The sequence below is a fragment of the Leucobacter komagatae genome (assembly GCF_006716085.1).
Lineage (GTDB): Bacteria > Actinomycetota > Actinomycetes > Actinomycetales > Microbacteriaceae > Leucobacter > Leucobacter komagatae.
The window spans coordinates 425,828-440,673 of the sequence record NZ_VFON01000002.1; the positions used below are offsets into that span (position 1 = coordinate 425,828).

The following is a 14,846-nucleotide window of genomic DNA, read 5'->3' on the forward strand; positions in this document are numbered from 1 at the left end:
TCGATGGGGGCAACGCTGGCGTCATCTCAGGGCCTGCCTGTAGTCGGAGTTCTCGAGCAACTCATGGTGTCGACCAGATCGCGCTGCGCCACCCCACAGGTGGTGCACTCTGTCGGTCACCGCGAGTAACGCGGGGGCGGTCGTCACAACCAGCACGGCTCGCCCGGCAACGGCAGCTCGCAGTTTGGCCGCAATGCTCTGCTCGGTCACCGGGTCAAGCGCCGAGGTCGGTTCATGCAGCACAAGCACGGGCGCCGACGACGAGTAGGCGTGCGCCAGCGCAGCCCGTTGCAGTTCACCACCCGAGTGCGGGGTTCGCACCGAATGCGCGGCCCGTCGCTCGCTCTGCCCAGGCGCCGGCAATGCCGCCCCCGCGGTGTGCTTCGGTGCGACGAGCAGGTGCGCGCTGAGCGCGTCGGAGTCGAGACGTGAGGCGTCGGACCCGCCGAGCATGACCTTCCCAGCATCCTCAACCCCACAGCGCCGCAGCCCCGCGACAAGTTCGTGTGCGCGAGCGCTGTCCGTGACGACACCGACGACTTCGCCAGCCTGCACTTCGAACGACAGCATCGCTCGCGACGAATCGCTCCTCTCATCGGTCGACCAGCGCAGCGCGAGCGCAGGCGGCTCGCCTTCTGGCTCGAACTCAGACGTGCAAAGCTCCGCCCCGGTGGCCCGCGGCTCTGGCCGCGCTGGCTGCTCGGCAGACAGCGCGAGAACGCGCGTCGCCGATGCAAGCGCGGCGAGCCACACTGCCGCGAGGTTGATGGCGATTGCTTCAAGTGGGCCAATAACCAGCTGCACAAGCCCAACGACGATGACGAGCTGCCCCACGGAGATCGTGCCGGCCAGCGCGAGAAACGCTGCGGTGACAGCCACACCGACGACGAACACTGCGGATAGCGCCCGCGAGACGCCAACGAAACGCTGCTCGGCCGCCCGTGCCCGCTTCGTCGCAACGAGCGCGCGCTCATTTGCTGTGCTGTGAATCCCGACAGCCCAGGCACGGGCGCCAAAGCCTCGCAGCGTGTCGACGCCCGCGAGCGTGTCAGCGGCGACAGCGCTGACGCCCGCTATCGCTTCTTGCTCGACCGCTGTCCGCCTGAGGAAGGGCCGCCCAATGAACTCCATGGCGAGCACGAGCGCGAGCCCTCCGAGGAGCACGGCGCACCCGAGCGGCCACCAGATGAGGCCGAGCGCGATGGCTGCGTACGCGAGAGCAGTGACCTCCGCCACCGGGTACACGACGATGAGTACTGCGTGCGACAGTCTGGTCACATCAGACCCCGTGATCGCGAGTAGCTCGCCAACGCTGCGCGGCTGATTCAGCCCGGTCGGCGAAAGCAGCCGCTCGACAAGAGCGCGACGCAGCTTGTGCTGCACGCTCTCCACGGCGCGGAGCCCGAGCCGCGAGCCAAATTGCTGCGCAACGACGAGAACCAGAAAGTCTGCGACGAGCAAGCACGCCCAGAACACAGTGCCCCGGAGATCGCCCGTGGCGATCCCTCTATCGATCGCGACCCCAAGCAGAACGGGGACAGTGAACTCTGCGACCTGCTGCACGGCCATGAGCGCTGCGGCGCCCGCAGCGACCCCTGGCGACGCAGCAATGGTCTGGAGCACAAGTTGCCTGGGGCTGCGCACGCCGCTGAGCGCGAGCGCGCCGCCCCTCATACTCGCGTAACGGTGAAGAGCAGCTCGCCCCACCCGATCGCGCGGGCCTCGAAAGCCAGGCCGGCCGCCGCAACAACGGCCTCGAGTTCGGCCCTGGTGCGCAGCCCAACGCCCGTCAGGCAGAGCGCAGCGAGATCCTCCCCCGCGTCGTGATCGTCGATCTCGTCGATGCCGAGCAGCGTCTCGAATACAAGCAGGCGATCACCGGCGCTCGCGGCGCCCCGCAGCAAGTGCGCCGCGTCCTCATCCGGCAGATCACGGAGCGCACCAACAAGCAGCGTGGTGCCACCGCGCGCTGGCCAGGCGTCGAGCCCGGTTCCGTGCACAACTTGCACGCGGCCTCGGTGTTCCTCAGGAAGCACGGCAAGCTGGGCGGCAACACGAGAGGGGCGTTCGAGCAGTGTGACAGTGAGCGTAGGGTCGGCCTTGAGCGGGCCAAGCAGCACCGCAAGCGCCCCGTCACCGGCAACAGTGACGTGCTCGCCAGGCGCAAACTGCACCTCGGCCGCACCGAACGACGAGGCAACGTAGCTCAGCTCATCGGCCTCCTGCGCGATGATTGCCGCATCGAGCGCCGGATCACGGTCGCGCGCCGCCCCTCGTTCACCGCGGTCGGGTCGACCGCTGCGAACGACGGCGAGCAGGTCGGTGAGCGCGAGCTGTTCCCGCGCAAGCGGGTCGCCAAGGTCAAGACCGTGAGTCTCGCTCTCGTCATCGAGCACCCCGCCCTCGCGAGTCAGCTCCCAGCCCGTGTCGCTGTGCTCAAGCAGATCAATCGTCGCAAGGTACCGCAGGAGCTTCGCGAGCGCCCGCGGGTCGGCGCCGAGGCGCTCCGCGAGTTCGCCCGTTGTCCGCGGGCCACCCCGCAACGCAGGCCCGACCCCGAGTGTCGCCGCGGCCCTGAGCGCGAACGGAGGCACGAGGTCGGCGAGGTGGTGCAGGTCAACACCCTCCTCTTCGCCTGTGTCGATGTCGAGGTCCTCGCCCGCAGGCGCCCGCCAGTAGCCGGTAACCTCAACCCGGTCTCGTTCCAGGCCACGCTCTTTCCGCAGGTAGGTACGAATCGGGCGAAGCACACCTGTCTCCCCTGCAAACCAGCAAAACGGTTCGCCGGGACGCCACGGCTCTCCAAGAACCGCGTCGATAAGCACGGTCGACCGGGCTGCAGGTACGCCGTTGCGATGCAGCCAGCGAACCTCCATCCCCGACGGGTGGGCGATCTCGAATTCGCTGTCGGAGTCATCAACCTCGAGCAGGGCGACGCCCTGCGTCTCCGGCGGCATCGTTTCGAGCCAGCGGGCGAGTGCGGGAAGCGCTGTGTCGTCGCCGCCGATGAGGAGCCAGTCTGCCCCCGCCGGATGCAGCCAGGCCATCTTCGGGCCCGCAATATGGATCTCAGAACCGGGCGCGACGGTTTCGGCCCAATCCGTCGCGACTCCACGCGAGTGCCGGGCGAAGTCGAGCGTGAGAACACCCTCTTCAGGGTCGAAGTCGCGAACGGTGTATGTGCGTGACTCTGCCCGCGGATCGCGTGGCCAGTCGATAAAGCGGTCGCGCTGTTCGGGGAGGCTGAGCTTGCCAGTCTCAGGGTCGGGGTAGAACAGCTTGAGCTCGTCGTCAAAGCCGTCAGAAGCAAACGGCGGCAGTGTAAACCCGCCGCGCTCGCCGCCCGCGAGCTCCGGGCCCGTGAGCTCGACACGGCGCATCCCCGCGCTGATGTCATAGGCGCGGCGCACGGTGAGCGCACGCAGGCTGATTGGATAGGTGACCTGTGGTCTGATGCTTTTCGCCATGACTCGTGACTTCCAGTTACTTCACGACGGCTTCGAGCTGCGGCACCATCCGGTCGAGCACCCACGGGTGGCTCAGCGGCGTCGGGTACGCAAGCGGCGACGCGACGTCGTCACCGAGAATTCCGTAACGCCCCTCCTTCACCGCAGGCAACTGCTGAAACAGCGCATTGGCTTCGAGCGCCGACTGAGTGAGGATGCCTTCGTCGCCGAAGGGGTACCCGACGAGCAGCACGTCAGCGTCGAGCATGTCGATGTTTTCAATGCTCACCGCGTTATTCGCATCCGAGAACTTCGATGCCTGTTCCGGTAGCACGAACCCCAGGTCCGTGAAGAAGCTCACGTCGCTTCCCTCATAGGTGACGTAGCTGATCTGCGAGGGGTGCATCACGGCATAGGTGAGCGTTGCGCCCTGCCACTTCGGGTGAGCCTCAGACGCCGCCGCGAATGCGCCCTCAACGTCCGCCACAACCTCGGCCGCCCGGTCTTCGAGGCCGAGGGCCTTGCCTGCGAGCAGCGTCCGGTCTGCCCAGGTGAGGTCGGTGAGCTCTTGCCCCTTCCCCCACGTCACGACGGGCGCAATCTCGGCGAGCTTCTCGTAGTCATCGTCGAGCGTCCACCCGCTCGTCGCGAGGATCACGTCGGGGTCAGCTGCTGCGATCGCAATGTAGTCCGTTCCATCAGTTGAGTCGTACGTCTGAAGATCGATGTTGTCGGCGGCGAGCTTCTCTTCAGTCCACGGCTCAAATGCGTTGTCGGCGTAGCGCGACGACAAGATCGGTTCGACGCCGAGGGCGAGGGCGATATCAAGGTCAACCGCGTCGATCACTGCGACCTTGGTCGGCTTCGTTTCGATCGTCGTGGTGCCCCAAGGGTTTTCGAGAGTCATGGGGAAGCCCTTGGTCGCTTCGCTCGTGGAGCCGCCCGCCAATTCGCCCGATGGGCTGCAGCCGGCAAGGAGCGTCAGTGCCGCGATTGCGGCAATCGCAGCAGCGGCGCGTGTCTTCGTCGTGGTCATTCTTTGCCTTCTTTCGTTCACAGTGGGTTCGGCGCTGTCGCCGGGCCTGGGCGGGCTCGGCCGCGAGGAAGTATGAGGGGTGCGCCGGTGTCGGGGTCGTGAATCACGCGGGAGGCGAGCCCAAAGACATCGGCGACAAACGACTCGGTGACAACGTCGTTCGGCGGGCCGACAGCAGCGATCTCGCCCGCCTTCAGCGCGACAATCCGGTCGGAGTATGCTGCCGCCTGTTCGAGGTCATGGAGCACCAGGAGCACGGTCTTGCCGTGGTCGTGCTTCAGGCTTGCAAGCAGTTCGAGGACCTCGATTTGGTGGGCAATGTCGAGAAACGTTGTCGGTTCATCGAGCAGCAGGATGGGCGTTGTCTGCGCAAGGACCATCGCAATCCACACACGCTGGCGCTGCCCGCCCGAGAGAGAATCAACCGGTCGGCCGGCAAACTCTGCAGTTCCCGTCACGTCAAGCGCCTGAGCGACAGCGTCAGTATCCCCCGCAGCGCCGCGACCGAGCGATCGCCCGTGCGGATGCCGCCCACGCCGCACGAGGTCTGCGACGGTGATGCCTTCAGGGGCGAGGGGCGACTGCGGCAAGATGCCGAGGCTGCGGGCGACCTCACGTGTCTTCATTCGATGAATGTCCGAGCCGTTGAGCGTCACCGACCCTGTCGAGAGCGGTTGGATTCTGGCAAGTGCTTTGAGCAGCGTTGATTTGCCGCTGCCGTTCGGGCCAACGAGCGTGGTGATCTGGCCCGTCGGGATCTCGAGTTCAAGATCGGAGAGCACAGCATGCTTGGAGTACTCGACGCTCAGCCCGTCTGCGCGGAGCGCGGGAAGCGCGGGGGTCATACCGTTGCCTTTCTTCGTACGAGCAGTGCGATGAGCACCGGCGCCCCAAAGAGCGCGGTGATTGCTCCGGTGGGCACCGGGCTGATGAGGGGCATGGTCTGAGCCGCGATGTCGGTCGCGCACAGCAGCACCGCCCCAACTAGGCCAGCGGCCAGTGGCGCGTCTGGGACGCGGAGGAGACGGGTTGCGATCGGCCCAGCAACGAGCGCGACAAACGCGATCGGGCCGGTCACGGAAGTGACGACGGCGGCGAGCATTGTCGCGAGCAGAAGCGCTGCGAACCTCACGACGGGCACTCGAACTCCGAGGCCCGCGGCGAGCTCGTCACCGAGGGCGAGGTCGCCAAGACCGCGACGGATCCAGAGCACCAGGGCGACTCCAACACAGAGCGTACAGGTAAGCAGCGCAACGTCTCGCTCATTCGTGCCATTCAGCGAACCGATCAGCCAGCGCATGGCTCGCTGCGTGCTGGCGTCGTCGAGCCTGGTCACTACGAACGTGATGATCGCGCTCGCACAGGCTCCGACTCCGATCCCGATGAGGATCAGCCGGTAGCTCTGCACGCCTCCTCGCCAGCTCAGGCCGTACACAATGAGTGACACGACCAGCGCGCCGAGCATCGCACCGCCCTGCACCCCGAGGCCGGTCGCGCCGAACCCGGCGATGACGAGCATCGCGCCCGCACCAGCACCGGAGGAGATTCCGATGACGTCGGGCGTGGCCAGCGGGTTGCCGAACAGCCGCTGCGCGAGAGCGCCGGAGATGCCAAAGAGGGCGCCGCCAAGGAGCGCGACGAGGCCACGCGGCAAGTTGGTTCGGCGCACAACATAATCAGCCAATCCGTCGCCCGCCCCGAACGCCGCCGGAATCACCCGGTCAGGCTCGATCTCGGCGTCACCCGTGAGAAAGAGCTGGACCGCGACGAGCCCCACGGCGACAATCAGGCAGACGGCGAGCACAAGCCCTCGCCACAGTCTCGCCGCACGCGCGTTCGCGCGCATGGTCACCGCGGTGTCACGGGCCGCGTTGCTCCGCGGGCGCATCGTGGTCGGACTCATGCGGTTCCCCTCCCCCGTCGGCGCGCAAGCGCGACAAAGAACGGCGTTCCGACGACGGCCGTCATGATGCCGACCTCGAGTTCGCCGTGGCCGGGAACGAGCCTGGCGGCGACGTCAGCTGCGCAGAGCAACAATGCGCCGGTGAGCATCGAATAGGGCAGCACCCAACGGTGCTCCGTTCCCACGAGCATGCGCGCCAGATGCGCCCCGACGAGCCCGACGAAGGCCACGGGCCCAACGGCTGCGGTCGCGGTCGCGGCGAGGAGCACCCCAACGCCCGCCGCCCACAGGCGCGTCGGCCCCACACGCACCCCGAGCCCGGCCGCAACCTCGTCACCGAGAGCGAGTGCGTCAAGTGAGCGACCGAGCGTGACCGCCAACCCCAGTGCAACAAGTGCGAACGGCAGTAGCTCACCAAGCACAAGACCACGCCCCACGAGTGACCCAACCGACCATGAACGCAGACTCGAGTACACCGCTTCGTCACGCACCGTCAGCAGCGTCACCAAGCTCATGAGCAACGCCGCGACGGCGGCTCCGGCGATCACGAGTGAGATCTCCCGCGAAGCGGTGGTCGTTGCACGACTGATGAGGGCGACTGACGTGGCCGCGACTGCTGCCCCTGCAAGTGCAAACCAGAAATAGCCGCGGGGCTCGTGGACCCCGACGATGACAATTCCGATCACTACCGCTGCGGCTGCGCCCGCTTCAACACCGAGGATGCCGGGGTCGGCCAGCGGGTTTCGGGTAACCGCCTGCATGACCGTGCCAGCGGCGCCCAGGCAAGCGCCCACGAGAAGCCCAAGGGCGACGCGTGGCAAACGCTCCGTCAGCACGACGAGGCCGTTGTAGTCATCGGCGGGCAGCTTCCCGAGCAGCGCGTGCGTCACTGTGATCGGGTCGATGTCGCGGGCACCGATAGCGAGCCCTGCAACTGCGACGCACGCGAGTAAGCACGCCAGCGCGACGAACCCTCCCCCGCGCAGCAGAGGGTGTGTCCGGTGAGTACCCACACGACTGACCGGGGCGGTTGGGGACGTCGACAAGTGGCGCCCCTTTCTCGTCTGTGCGCGGCTCAAGTGACCTTCAATGTAAGCTTAGGCAAACCTAAGTCTGATGTATCAATCTCAACGTTCAAGGTCTCACATGCAGCGCCCAATCCTCACCCCACACGCCACCGGCGGCGCCAGCCCGCTCACCACCGCAGACGCTGAGGTCGCCGACCTCCAGTGGTGGGGGCACGACCCGCACAGCCACGACGCCCCGCAACTGCTCTATGCCGCGAGCGGCTCATGCACAGTCGAGGTCGAAGGCGTCGAGTTCCGGGCTGACCAGGGTACTGCGGTCTGGATCGCGGCGCACGCCGAACACAGCGCACGGTTCGACGACGAGTTCGTGCCCATCAGCGTACTGCCCGCACCTGACCGTCCGGGGCCCTCGTCCGCGTGCGCGCTGGCGATCGATGAGAGGCTTCGCACGCTGTTGCTCCGCTATGCCAGAGTCGATGACTTCGCTGCGCTCGGGCAGCTCATCGATCGGATCCAGGATGCCCCCGAGTTGGCCCAGCAGGAGGCCCCGCTCACTATCCCGCGAGGGCGCCTCACCGGCCCCATAGCTGCGGCGTTCGAAGCAGACCCGTCACATGACAGCACACTCGACGAATGGGCCCTGACCCTCCACTGCAGCGTCACTTCGCTCCGACGTGCCTTCCTCGCAGAGACTGGCCTCAGCTTCACAGAGTGGCGCACCCGTTTCCGAGTCGAACAGGCGATTCCGCTCCTTGAGCGGGGCGCGCAGGTCAGCCTCGTTGCGGCACGGGTCGGCATGACCCACAACGGGTTCACGAACGCGTTCCGGCGCACACTCGGCCACACCCCGGTTGCGCACCGGGCCGCCTAATCGTCCAAGGCGGCCGCGGGATAAGTGGCTACCCTGCCGGGACCCACACCGCGAAGACGCTACTGGGTCCCGGCACCAGCCAGGCCTCGCCTCCGAGCAGGCGCGCGTTCTCACGCACGATCGCGAGGCCGAGCCCGCTCGACTCGTTCGAGTCCGAGCGCGCCGAGTTGGCTTTGTAGAACCGGTTGAAGACTCGCGCCTCGTGCTCGGGGGCAACCCCGGGCCCGGCGTCGGCGACAGTCACCGTCAGGCGCCCCGACTGCACCCAGGCGGTGACCTGGACGGGGGCTTCGCCGTGGCGCAGCGCGTTGTTCACCAGGTTCGAGACGATGAGCCGCAGCCTCACCGCGTCGGTCTGGATTGTGGGTTCGCCGAACAGCTCGAACGACACACCCTGCCACCTGCTGCTCTCTTGCAGCCCCGCCCACAGCTCGTTCACGTCGACGGGGCGCCGCACGACCTCCGCCTGCTTTGAGTCGAAGCGCGACATCTCAAGGATGTCGTTCGTGAGAGTGGTGAGGTGCGTGGCACTGCGCGCCGCGATCTCGCCTGCCTCGCGCCGGTTCTCGGTCGTCGCGGCCTCCGTGTCGGCAAGGATGTCAGACACCGCGACGAGGGTCGCGAGCGGGGTGCGAAGCTCGTGGGCGACGTCTGCGACGAGCTGCCGCGAGGCTGCCTCGCTCTGTTCGAGCCGCACGATCGTCGATTGCAGCCGGGCCTCCGAGTTTCGCATCGCGTCGAGCACGACGTTCACGTCAGGGTAGCCAGTGTCAACAACGGGCGACGGCTCGGGGCTGCCCAGGCCGTCGGCGACCTCGACGAGCTGGTCGAGGGGTCTGCCGAGCTGGCGCCCGACGACGAGGCCCACAATTGCGGCCGCGGCGACGAACACCACGCCGACGGCGAGCCCGAGGTTCACAAGCCTGTCAATCTCCTCCTGTTGCGACTGCATGTCGAACATCCCGAACGCCGCGATCGGGTCGCCCCCGTCGCCCGGGTTCACGATAAGACCTGCCGTGAACGTGAGGAACCCGTATTTGCTCTCGCGCTCGTAGGCCGACATCCCGCCGCCGTCGACGAGGGTCTCGAGCAGGTACTCAGGGATCTCGTTGAGGGCGAGCGTGCCGCCGCTCTCCGAGGTGCGCAGGTTGATGAGGATCGCGGGAACCGAGAACTCCTCGGCCGCGATAGCGAGATCGGTCTCCGTGGGGTTCTCGGGTAGCCCCTCGGCTGCGACCTTCGACTCAACCCGCAGCACGTCATAGATCGCCGCCTGCCGCGACTCCAAGATGATGAGCCGCGCGTTCCACACGAGCGCGCCCGCCGTCGTCGCGGCGACCCCCACCGCAACCGCGACGAGCGTGAGTGTGATGCGGGTGCGGAGGTTCGGCCGCCAGCGATGCCTCATCAGCCGAGCCGATACCCGAAGCCGCGCACGGTGCGCAGCAGCTGCGGCTCCGCCGGGTCAGCCTCGATCTTCTGCCGCAGCCGCTGGACCGCCGCGTTCACGAGCCGCAGATCTCCCGCCGCGGCGGTGCCCCACGCGCGGTCGAGCAGCTGTTCGCGGCTGAGCACCTGGCCCTGGTGTTCGAGGAGCACCATGAGCAGCCGCAGCTCGTTCGGCGACAGCTCAAGCTCGACCCCGTCGCGGGTGACCTCGAGCGACCCGAGGTCGACGCGCAGGCCCTCGTACTCAAGCACGGTCGCGGGCGCCGACTCCTGCGCCGCCGGCTGCCTGCTCCGCACCACGGCGCGAATGCGCGCCTCAAGCACGCCGGGCGAGACCGGTTTTACGACGTAGTCGTCGGCGCCCGAGTCGAGGCCGCCGATCACGTCGCCGTCGTCATCGCGCGCGGTAAGCATGATGATCGGCACATCGGAATCCTGCCGGATGTGCCTGCAGACGCTGAACCCGTCGATGTCCGGCAGCATGAGGTCGAGCAGCACGACGTCGGGTTCGTCGGCGATTGCCGCCCGCGCGCCACCGGCGCCCGTCCCCTCGATCTGCACGTCATGACCCCGCTGGCTCAGCGCGAGCCGGTACGCCTGCGCGAGCTCGGGGTTATCTTCGACCACGAGGATCTTCAGCATGCCTCTCCTATCAAGTCAGCTGCACGGCCCGCACGCTGCGCGCGAACGCGGCCTCCACCAGACGCGCAGTCAGCTCCGCAAACGTCACGCCGTCTACAGCAAACATACGCGGCACCTGCGAGTGCTCGGTCATTCCGGGCATCGTGTTGATCTCGTTGAAGATGATTTCCTCGCCCCGCACGAAGAAATCGACCCGCGCGACACCCGCGCAACCGACCGCGTCGTAGATCACGCGCGCGGCACGGCCGAGCGACTCCGCCACCGCAGGCGGCAGCTCGGCCGGCACCCGAAAGTCGGGCGCCTGGTCGTACTTCAAGGCCGTGTCGAACAGCTGCTGCGCGTCCTTCCCGATTTCGAGCGCAGGCGCGACGTGGATCTCCCCGCTCGCGAGCCGCATGACGGCGACATCGATCTCGCGGGCCGTCACGAACTCCTCGATGAGCACGCGCGGATCGTAGGCCTGCGCGGCCGCGATCGCCGAGCGAAGATCCTCCGCGCGCTCAACGCGCGCCGCGCCGTAGCTGGAGCCCGATGCGACCGGCTTCACCACGACGGGAAGCCGCACGGCAGCTGGGTCGCCGTGCTCGCTGGCACCGTCGATGAGCACGCCCGCCGCGGTCGCTACCCCGAGTTTCTCGGCGATGAGCTTCGCCGCCCACTTATCCATCGCAAGCGCGCCCGCGCGCACCCCCGAACCGACGTAGGGTACGCCGATCGTCTCGAGCAGGCCAGCAATCGTGCCGTCCTCTGTCCCCTCGCCGTGCAGCGCGGGGAACACGACGTCGCTCTCCCGCAAGCGTTGGATCGCCGCGGCGACCCCGAGCCTCGCGCCCGACGGCGTCTCCCAGCTGCCGTCACGCCGAATCGTCAGCCCGGTGACAAGGTGCCCGCTCGCGAGCAACGCGTCTCGCACTGCGGCGGCCGACCCGAGCGAGACGTCATGCTCGGAGTTCGCCCCACCCCCGATAACGAGGACATGCCTGGCCCGGCTCATCGCGCCCACCTCGCGTCAGAGGTACGCAGCACGCGGCTACTGCGCACGCCGAGCCGAGTCACGAGCTCGTGCTCGATCGTGCCCGACCATGCCGCCCACTCACGAACCGTCGGCTCGCCCCGGCCGCCCGGCCCCATCACGAGCGCGACGTCGCCGAGCTCCAGCTGCGCGTTTCCCACATCAACCACCACCTGATCCATCGAAATCCTTCCAACAATCGGGAACCGGTGCCCCCGAATACTCACCTCAGCGCGACCCTGCGCCGCGCGCGGTAGCCCGTCGCCGTACCCGAGCGGCAAAACCGCGAGCGTCGTCGCTTCGACGGTCGTGTAGTCGTGCCCATACCCCACACCGACGCCGCCCCCGACCCTGCGCAGCTGGGCGACGGGGGCGGTGAGCGTGAGCGCCGGTGTCAGCTCGGCGCGCCCGGCAGGGTCGATGCCGTAGAGGCCCGCGCCGATGCGACTCAGCGTGAAGCGCGAGTCGGGCCGGTGCAGCGCCCCGGCCGACGCCGCAAGGTGCAGCTCGCTCGGGGTGAGGCCCCGACGGTGCGCGGCGCGCACGCCGTTCACGAATCTCAAGCGCTCGATGTCGTTCTGCGCGCTCTCTGGGTCGTCCGCGCTTGAGAGGTGCCCCATGACGCCGACGACCCTCACCCGTCCGGCCTCCTCGAGCGCTCGCGCCGACTCACACAGTGCCGACCAGATCTCGGTGGGGGCGCCATCACGGGACATTCCGACGTCGAGGTGAAGGTGGACCCGCGCGGTGCCACCGGCTTCGCCCGCAGCGGCTGCGATCGCGTAGAGCTGCTCAAGGCTCGTGACCGCGACGTCGACCTGCTGAGCGGTCGCCGCCGCCCAGTCGGCATCGACGGGATTGAGCCAGCTGAGTATGGGCGCCGCGATCCCCTGCTCGCGGAGCCGGAGCGCCTCAGGGATCGTCGCGACCCCGATCCACGTCGCCCCGTTCGCAAGCGCGATCTCCGCGATGTCGCCGTGCCCGAAGGCGTCAGCTTTCACCACGGCCATCACCGGGGTTTGGGTGACCCAGCTGAAGTACCTGACGTTGTGAGCGATCGCCCGGCGGTCGACGAAGATCTCTGCGAGCCTGTGCTCGGCCGGGGGCATCCCCGTGCGCGGCGGGGCCACGGCGATCATGAGATCTCGCTCGCATCGGAGAGCATCGGGGGGCACTCGCCGCCCGGCGTTGTCGCCAGCTCGAAGTGCCAGCTCTCGTTCGCAAACACACGGCAGAGGCCATAGGCGTTGCCGTACTGCTCGATCCACAGCGCCGGGTCGACCCTGGCGATGTCAACGGCCTGGCCCGTGACGTGGTTTGACGCCTCTGGCGTGCTTACGAACTCCCGCGCGGCTTCCTCGCTGCCGTAGTCGTCGATCGCGTCCCGCAAGAGCAGCGCCTGGTAGTCGGAGCTGCGCCACCCTGACGTGAGCTCGATGACGATGCCGTCGGCCTCAGCGTCGGTTGCCGCAGCCTGAATTGCGTCACGCAGCGCTGGGTCAAGCCGCGCCACCGCCGGGTGCCCATCGTCGAACGGCGAAATCGGCTCGTACATGTCGATCGCACCGGTCTCGCCGTCGGCGGGTGCCGCCGCGTTTCCCAGCGGGCCGGCGTCGTTCGCACTCGCGATGCCCGGCAAGCTCGTCACTGAGGCCATCAGGGCGACGACGACCGCAACAGCGATTCCGGCGGCGGCGACGACCGCCGCGGAAATGGCGACGGCACGACGTCGCCGCTGAACCGCCGAAGAAGGGTAGGGAAAGCCGTGCTGCTTGGGGGAAACGTAGGTTTCTCGGGGAAGTCTCGTCACGGGTGTGCTCCTCTCGTGCCACCGAACTGGCCGCGAGCCCTGTGCGAGCCGCGTTGCACACAGCCTCTCGCCCCGCCGCGCGCGCTCTGGCACGGGACGGTTCGGTTCGGCGACGGGTGGCTGGGAGTTTGCTGCGAGCGTCTCAGTCTTGCCCCGGCCCGGGCCCTAGCCCAGTCGTCTGGCGGCTCGTCGAGCGATACTCGTCGAGGGCCTCAGAACCGCTCGTCAAGGATCGCGGGCAGCGTCAGGTCTCGCACGAACGCCACGGGCGACAGCTCGAGCAGGGTGCGCACGACCTTGACGACGTCGTGGACGGGAATGAGCGTGCCCGCCCCGCGCTCCGCCGCCTCCCGCTCGGGCACATCGAGCCCGTCCTCGGTGTTCAAGTAGCCAAGCTGCAACGTCGTCACGGCGAGCCGCTCGGCCCGGTACCCCTCGCGCAGCGCGTCGGCGATCCCATGGATGGCGTGCTTCGAGGCGCCGAACGCAACCTCGGGCCGCCCACTTCCCCGCAGCCCCGACGTCGAGCCGGTGATGATCACGCGGCGCTGCTCGTGGCGGAGCAGCGCAGGGAGCAGCCGCCGCAGCACGACTACGGCGGCCGTCACATTCGTCGTGATGAGCGTCTCGATCTCTGCGTCGTGTTCAGCCCCAGGAGCGGTGAAATCGTACGCGGCGCTAAAAGCGTCCCGCTCCCAGATCCCGACGTTCCAGATGATCGTGTCGACCTCGGGTCCCGCGCCCGCGGCGATACGCTCCGCGGCTTCGCTCGGCCGAGCGAGATCCGCCGCGATCCAGCGCGTCTCGCTCGTCTCGCCCTCGGGCACCGTTCGCGCGACCCCGACGACCTCGTGGCCCGCATGAGCGAGGCCTGCGGCGAGCGCGCGCCCCAGTCCACGGCTCGCTCCAACGATCAAGACTGACATGTGATCCCCCTCCTGTAGGTGTGGGTGCGCTCCCAAAAATGGCAGGGCGCGGCCGCCTCGTGAGCGACCGCGCCCTGCCCGCGCAGTGGGTGTTCCGTGCGCTTACTTCTGGACAGCCGCGAACCGGCGCGCAACGTCCTCCCAGTTCACGAGGTTCCAGAAGGCCTTCACATAGTCGGCGCGCACGTTCTCGTAGTCGAGGTAGTACGCGTGCTCCCACACGTCAAGCTGCAGCAGCGGGGTGACGCCGAGCGGCGCGTTGCCCTGCTGGTCAAACAGCTGGAAGATCACTGGGCGCTTCCCCAGCTCATCCCACGCGAGCACCGACCAGCCCGAGCCCTGCACGCCCATGGCCGTGGCGGTGAAGTGCGCGCGGAACTGCTCGATCGAACCGAAGTGCGTGCCGAGCGCCTCTGCGAGGTCGCCCTCGGGCTCGCCGCCGCCGTTCGGCGACAGGTTCTCCCAGAAGATGCTGTGGTTGATGTGGCCACCGAGGTTGAACGCGAGATCCTTCTCAAGCTTGTTCACGTTCGCGAGGTTGCCTGACTCGCGGGCCTCCGCGAGCTGCTCGAGCGCGGTGTTCGCGCCCGTCACGTACGCCTGATGGTGCTTCGAGTGGTGCAGCTCCATGATGCGGCCCGAGATGTGCGGCGCGAGCGCGCTGTAATCGTAGGGCAGGTCGGGGAGAGTGTAAACAGACATGGTGTTCCTTTCGGTTATGGG

Annotated in this window: 14 protein-coding genes; 1 reads left to right on the top strand and 13 read right to left on the bottom strand. The window is 67.8% G+C overall.

Annotated features, from left to right (window positions below; all coding sequences use genetic code 11):
- Positions 1-21: 21 nt before the first annotated feature.
- The 6 genes from FB468_RS16865 to FB468_RS16890 are packed head-to-tail and all read right to left on the bottom strand — an operon-like array spanning position 22 to position 7,431.
- Positions 22-1,674 (bottom strand): ABC transporter transmembrane domain-containing protein, encoded by a 1,653-nt coding sequence (locus tag FB468_RS16865; RefSeq protein WP_141888946.1) that lies wholly within the window; start codon positions 1,672-1,674, stop codon positions 22-24.
- Positions 1,671-3,467 (bottom strand): siderophore-interacting protein, encoded by a 1,797-nt coding sequence (locus tag FB468_RS16870; protein WP_141888947.1) that lies wholly within the window; start codon positions 3,465-3,467, stop codon positions 1,671-1,673. Before FB468_RS16870 ends, FB468_RS16865 begins: the two co-directional genes overlap by 4 nt.
- Positions 3,468-3,483: 16 nt before the next feature.
- Positions 3,484-4,482, bottom strand: a complete 999-nt coding sequence (locus tag FB468_RS16875) for an ABC transporter substrate-binding protein (protein WP_141888948.1) — start codon at positions 4,480-4,482, stop codon at positions 3,484-3,486.
- A 17-nt stretch (positions 4,483-4,499) separates the two neighbouring features.
- Entirely contained in the window at positions 4,500-5,327 is an 828-nt protein-coding gene (locus FB468_RS16880; RefSeq protein ID WP_141888949.1) for an ABC transporter ATP-binding protein, read from the bottom strand.
- Complete coding sequence (locus FB468_RS16885) at positions 5,324-6,385, bottom strand: FecCD family ABC transporter permease (RefSeq protein WP_141888950.1); 1,062 nt, start codon at positions 6,383-6,385, stop codon at positions 5,324-5,326. Before FB468_RS16885 ends, FB468_RS16880 begins: the two co-directional genes overlap by 4 nt.
- A complete protein-coding gene (locus FB468_RS16890) occupies positions 6,382-7,431 on the bottom strand; it encodes a FecCD family ABC transporter permease (protein ID WP_246056030.1) in 1,050 nt (349 codons plus the stop codon). The genes FB468_RS16885 and FB468_RS16890 overlap by 4 nt, the downstream gene beginning before the upstream one ends.
- Positions 7,432-7,531: 100 nt before the next feature.
- On the opposite strand from FB468_RS16890, the gene FB468_RS16895 reads away from it, so the two are divergent.
- A complete protein-coding gene (locus FB468_RS16895) occupies positions 7,532-8,284 on the top strand; it encodes a helix-turn-helix domain-containing protein (RefSeq protein WP_170219805.1) in 753 nt (250 codons plus the stop codon).
- Positions 8,285-8,312: 28 nt separating this feature from the next.
- Here FB468_RS16895 and FB468_RS16900 read toward each other — a convergent pair whose 3' ends face one another.
- From FB468_RS16900 to FB468_RS16930, 7 genes are all read right to left on the bottom strand, one after another.
- On the bottom strand, positions 8,313-9,692 hold the full coding sequence (locus FB468_RS16900) for a sensor histidine kinase (RefSeq protein WP_141888952.1): 1,380 nt from the start codon (positions 9,690-9,692) through the stop codon (positions 8,313-8,315).
- Positions 9,692-10,375 carry a response regulator transcription factor gene (locus tag FB468_RS16905; protein ID WP_141888953.1) on the bottom strand — a complete coding sequence of 228 codons (684 nt, stop codon included), beginning with the start codon at positions 10,373-10,375 and terminating at the stop codon, positions 9,692-9,694. Before FB468_RS16905 ends, FB468_RS16900 begins: the two co-directional genes overlap by 1 nt.
- Positions 10,376-10,385: 10 nt before the next feature.
- Positions 10,386-11,369 (bottom strand): D-alanine--D-alanine ligase family protein, encoded by a 984-nt coding sequence (locus tag FB468_RS16910; protein ID WP_141888954.1) that lies wholly within the window; start codon positions 11,367-11,369, stop codon positions 10,386-10,388.
- Positions 11,366-12,526, bottom strand: coding sequence for an alanine racemase (alr, locus tag FB468_RS16915; protein WP_246056032.1), 1,161 nt, complete (start codon positions 12,524-12,526; stop codon positions 11,366-11,368). Before alr ends, FB468_RS16910 begins: the two co-directional genes overlap by 4 nt.
- On the bottom strand, positions 12,523-13,197 hold the full coding sequence (locus FB468_RS16920; RefSeq protein WP_211359208.1) for a M15 family metallopeptidase: 675 nt from the start codon (positions 13,195-13,197) through the stop codon (positions 12,523-12,525). The genes alr and FB468_RS16920 overlap by 4 nt, the downstream gene beginning before the upstream one ends.
- Before the next feature lie 212 nt (positions 13,198-13,409).
- A complete protein-coding gene (locus FB468_RS16925) occupies positions 13,410-14,123 on the bottom strand; it encodes an SDR family NAD(P)-dependent oxidoreductase (protein WP_141888955.1) in 714 nt (237 codons plus the stop codon).
- A gap of 102 nt (positions 14,124-14,225) precedes the next feature.
- A complete protein-coding gene (locus FB468_RS16930; protein ID WP_141888956.1) occupies positions 14,226-14,825 on the bottom strand; it encodes a superoxide dismutase in 600 nt (199 codons plus the stop codon).
- Between the last annotated feature and the right edge of the window lie 21 nt (positions 14,826-14,846).

What these genes read in the sequence shown, in the direction of transcription:
- FB468_RS16870 (WP_141888947.1), bottom strand. Translation starts at nt 3,467, where the DNA reads ATGGCGAAAAGCATCAGACCACAGGTCACCTATCCAATCAGCCTGCGT.
- FB468_RS16885 (WP_141888950.1), bottom strand. Translation starts at nt 6,385, where the DNA reads ATGAGTCCGACCACGATGCGCCCGCGGAGCAACGCGGCCCGTGACACC.
- FB468_RS16910 (WP_141888954.1), bottom strand. Translation starts at nt 11,369, where the DNA reads ATGAGCCGGGCCAGGCATGTCCTCGTTATCGGGGGTGGGGCGAACTCC.
- FB468_RS16900 (WP_141888952.1), bottom strand. Translation starts at nt 9,692, where the DNA reads ATGAGGCATCGCTGGCGGCCGAACCTCCGCACCCGCATCACACTCACG.
- FB468_RS16930 (WP_141888956.1), bottom strand. Translation starts at nt 14,825, where the DNA reads ATGTCTGTTTACACTCTCCCCGACCTGCCCTACGATTACAGCGCGCTC.
- alr (WP_246056032.1), bottom strand. Translation starts at nt 12,526, where the DNA reads ATGATCGCCGTGGCCCCGCCGCGCACGGGGATGCCCCCGGCCGAGCAC.
- FB468_RS16865 (WP_141888946.1), bottom strand. Translation starts at nt 1,674, where the DNA reads ATGAGGGGCGGCGCGCTCGCGCTCAGCGGCGTGCGCAGCCCCAGGCAA.
- FB468_RS16905 (WP_141888953.1), bottom strand. Translation starts at nt 10,375, where the DNA reads ATGCTGAAGATCCTCGTGGTCGAAGATAACCCCGAGCTCGCGCAGGCG.
- FB468_RS16875 (WP_141888948.1), bottom strand. Translation starts at nt 4,482, where the DNA reads ATGACCACGACGAAGACACGCGCCGCTGCTGCGATTGCCGCAATCGCG.
- FB468_RS16925 (WP_141888955.1), bottom strand. Translation starts at nt 14,123, where the DNA reads ATGTCAGTCTTGATCGTTGGAGCGAGCCGTGGACTGGGGCGCGCGCTC.
- FB468_RS16895 (WP_170219805.1), top strand. Translation starts at nt 7,532, where the DNA reads ATGCAGCGCCCAATCCTCACCCCACACGCCACCGGCGGCGCCAGCCCG.
- FB468_RS16880 (WP_141888949.1), bottom strand. Translation starts at nt 5,327, where the DNA reads ATGACCCCCGCGCTTCCCGCGCTCCGCGCAGACGGGCTGAGCGTCGAG.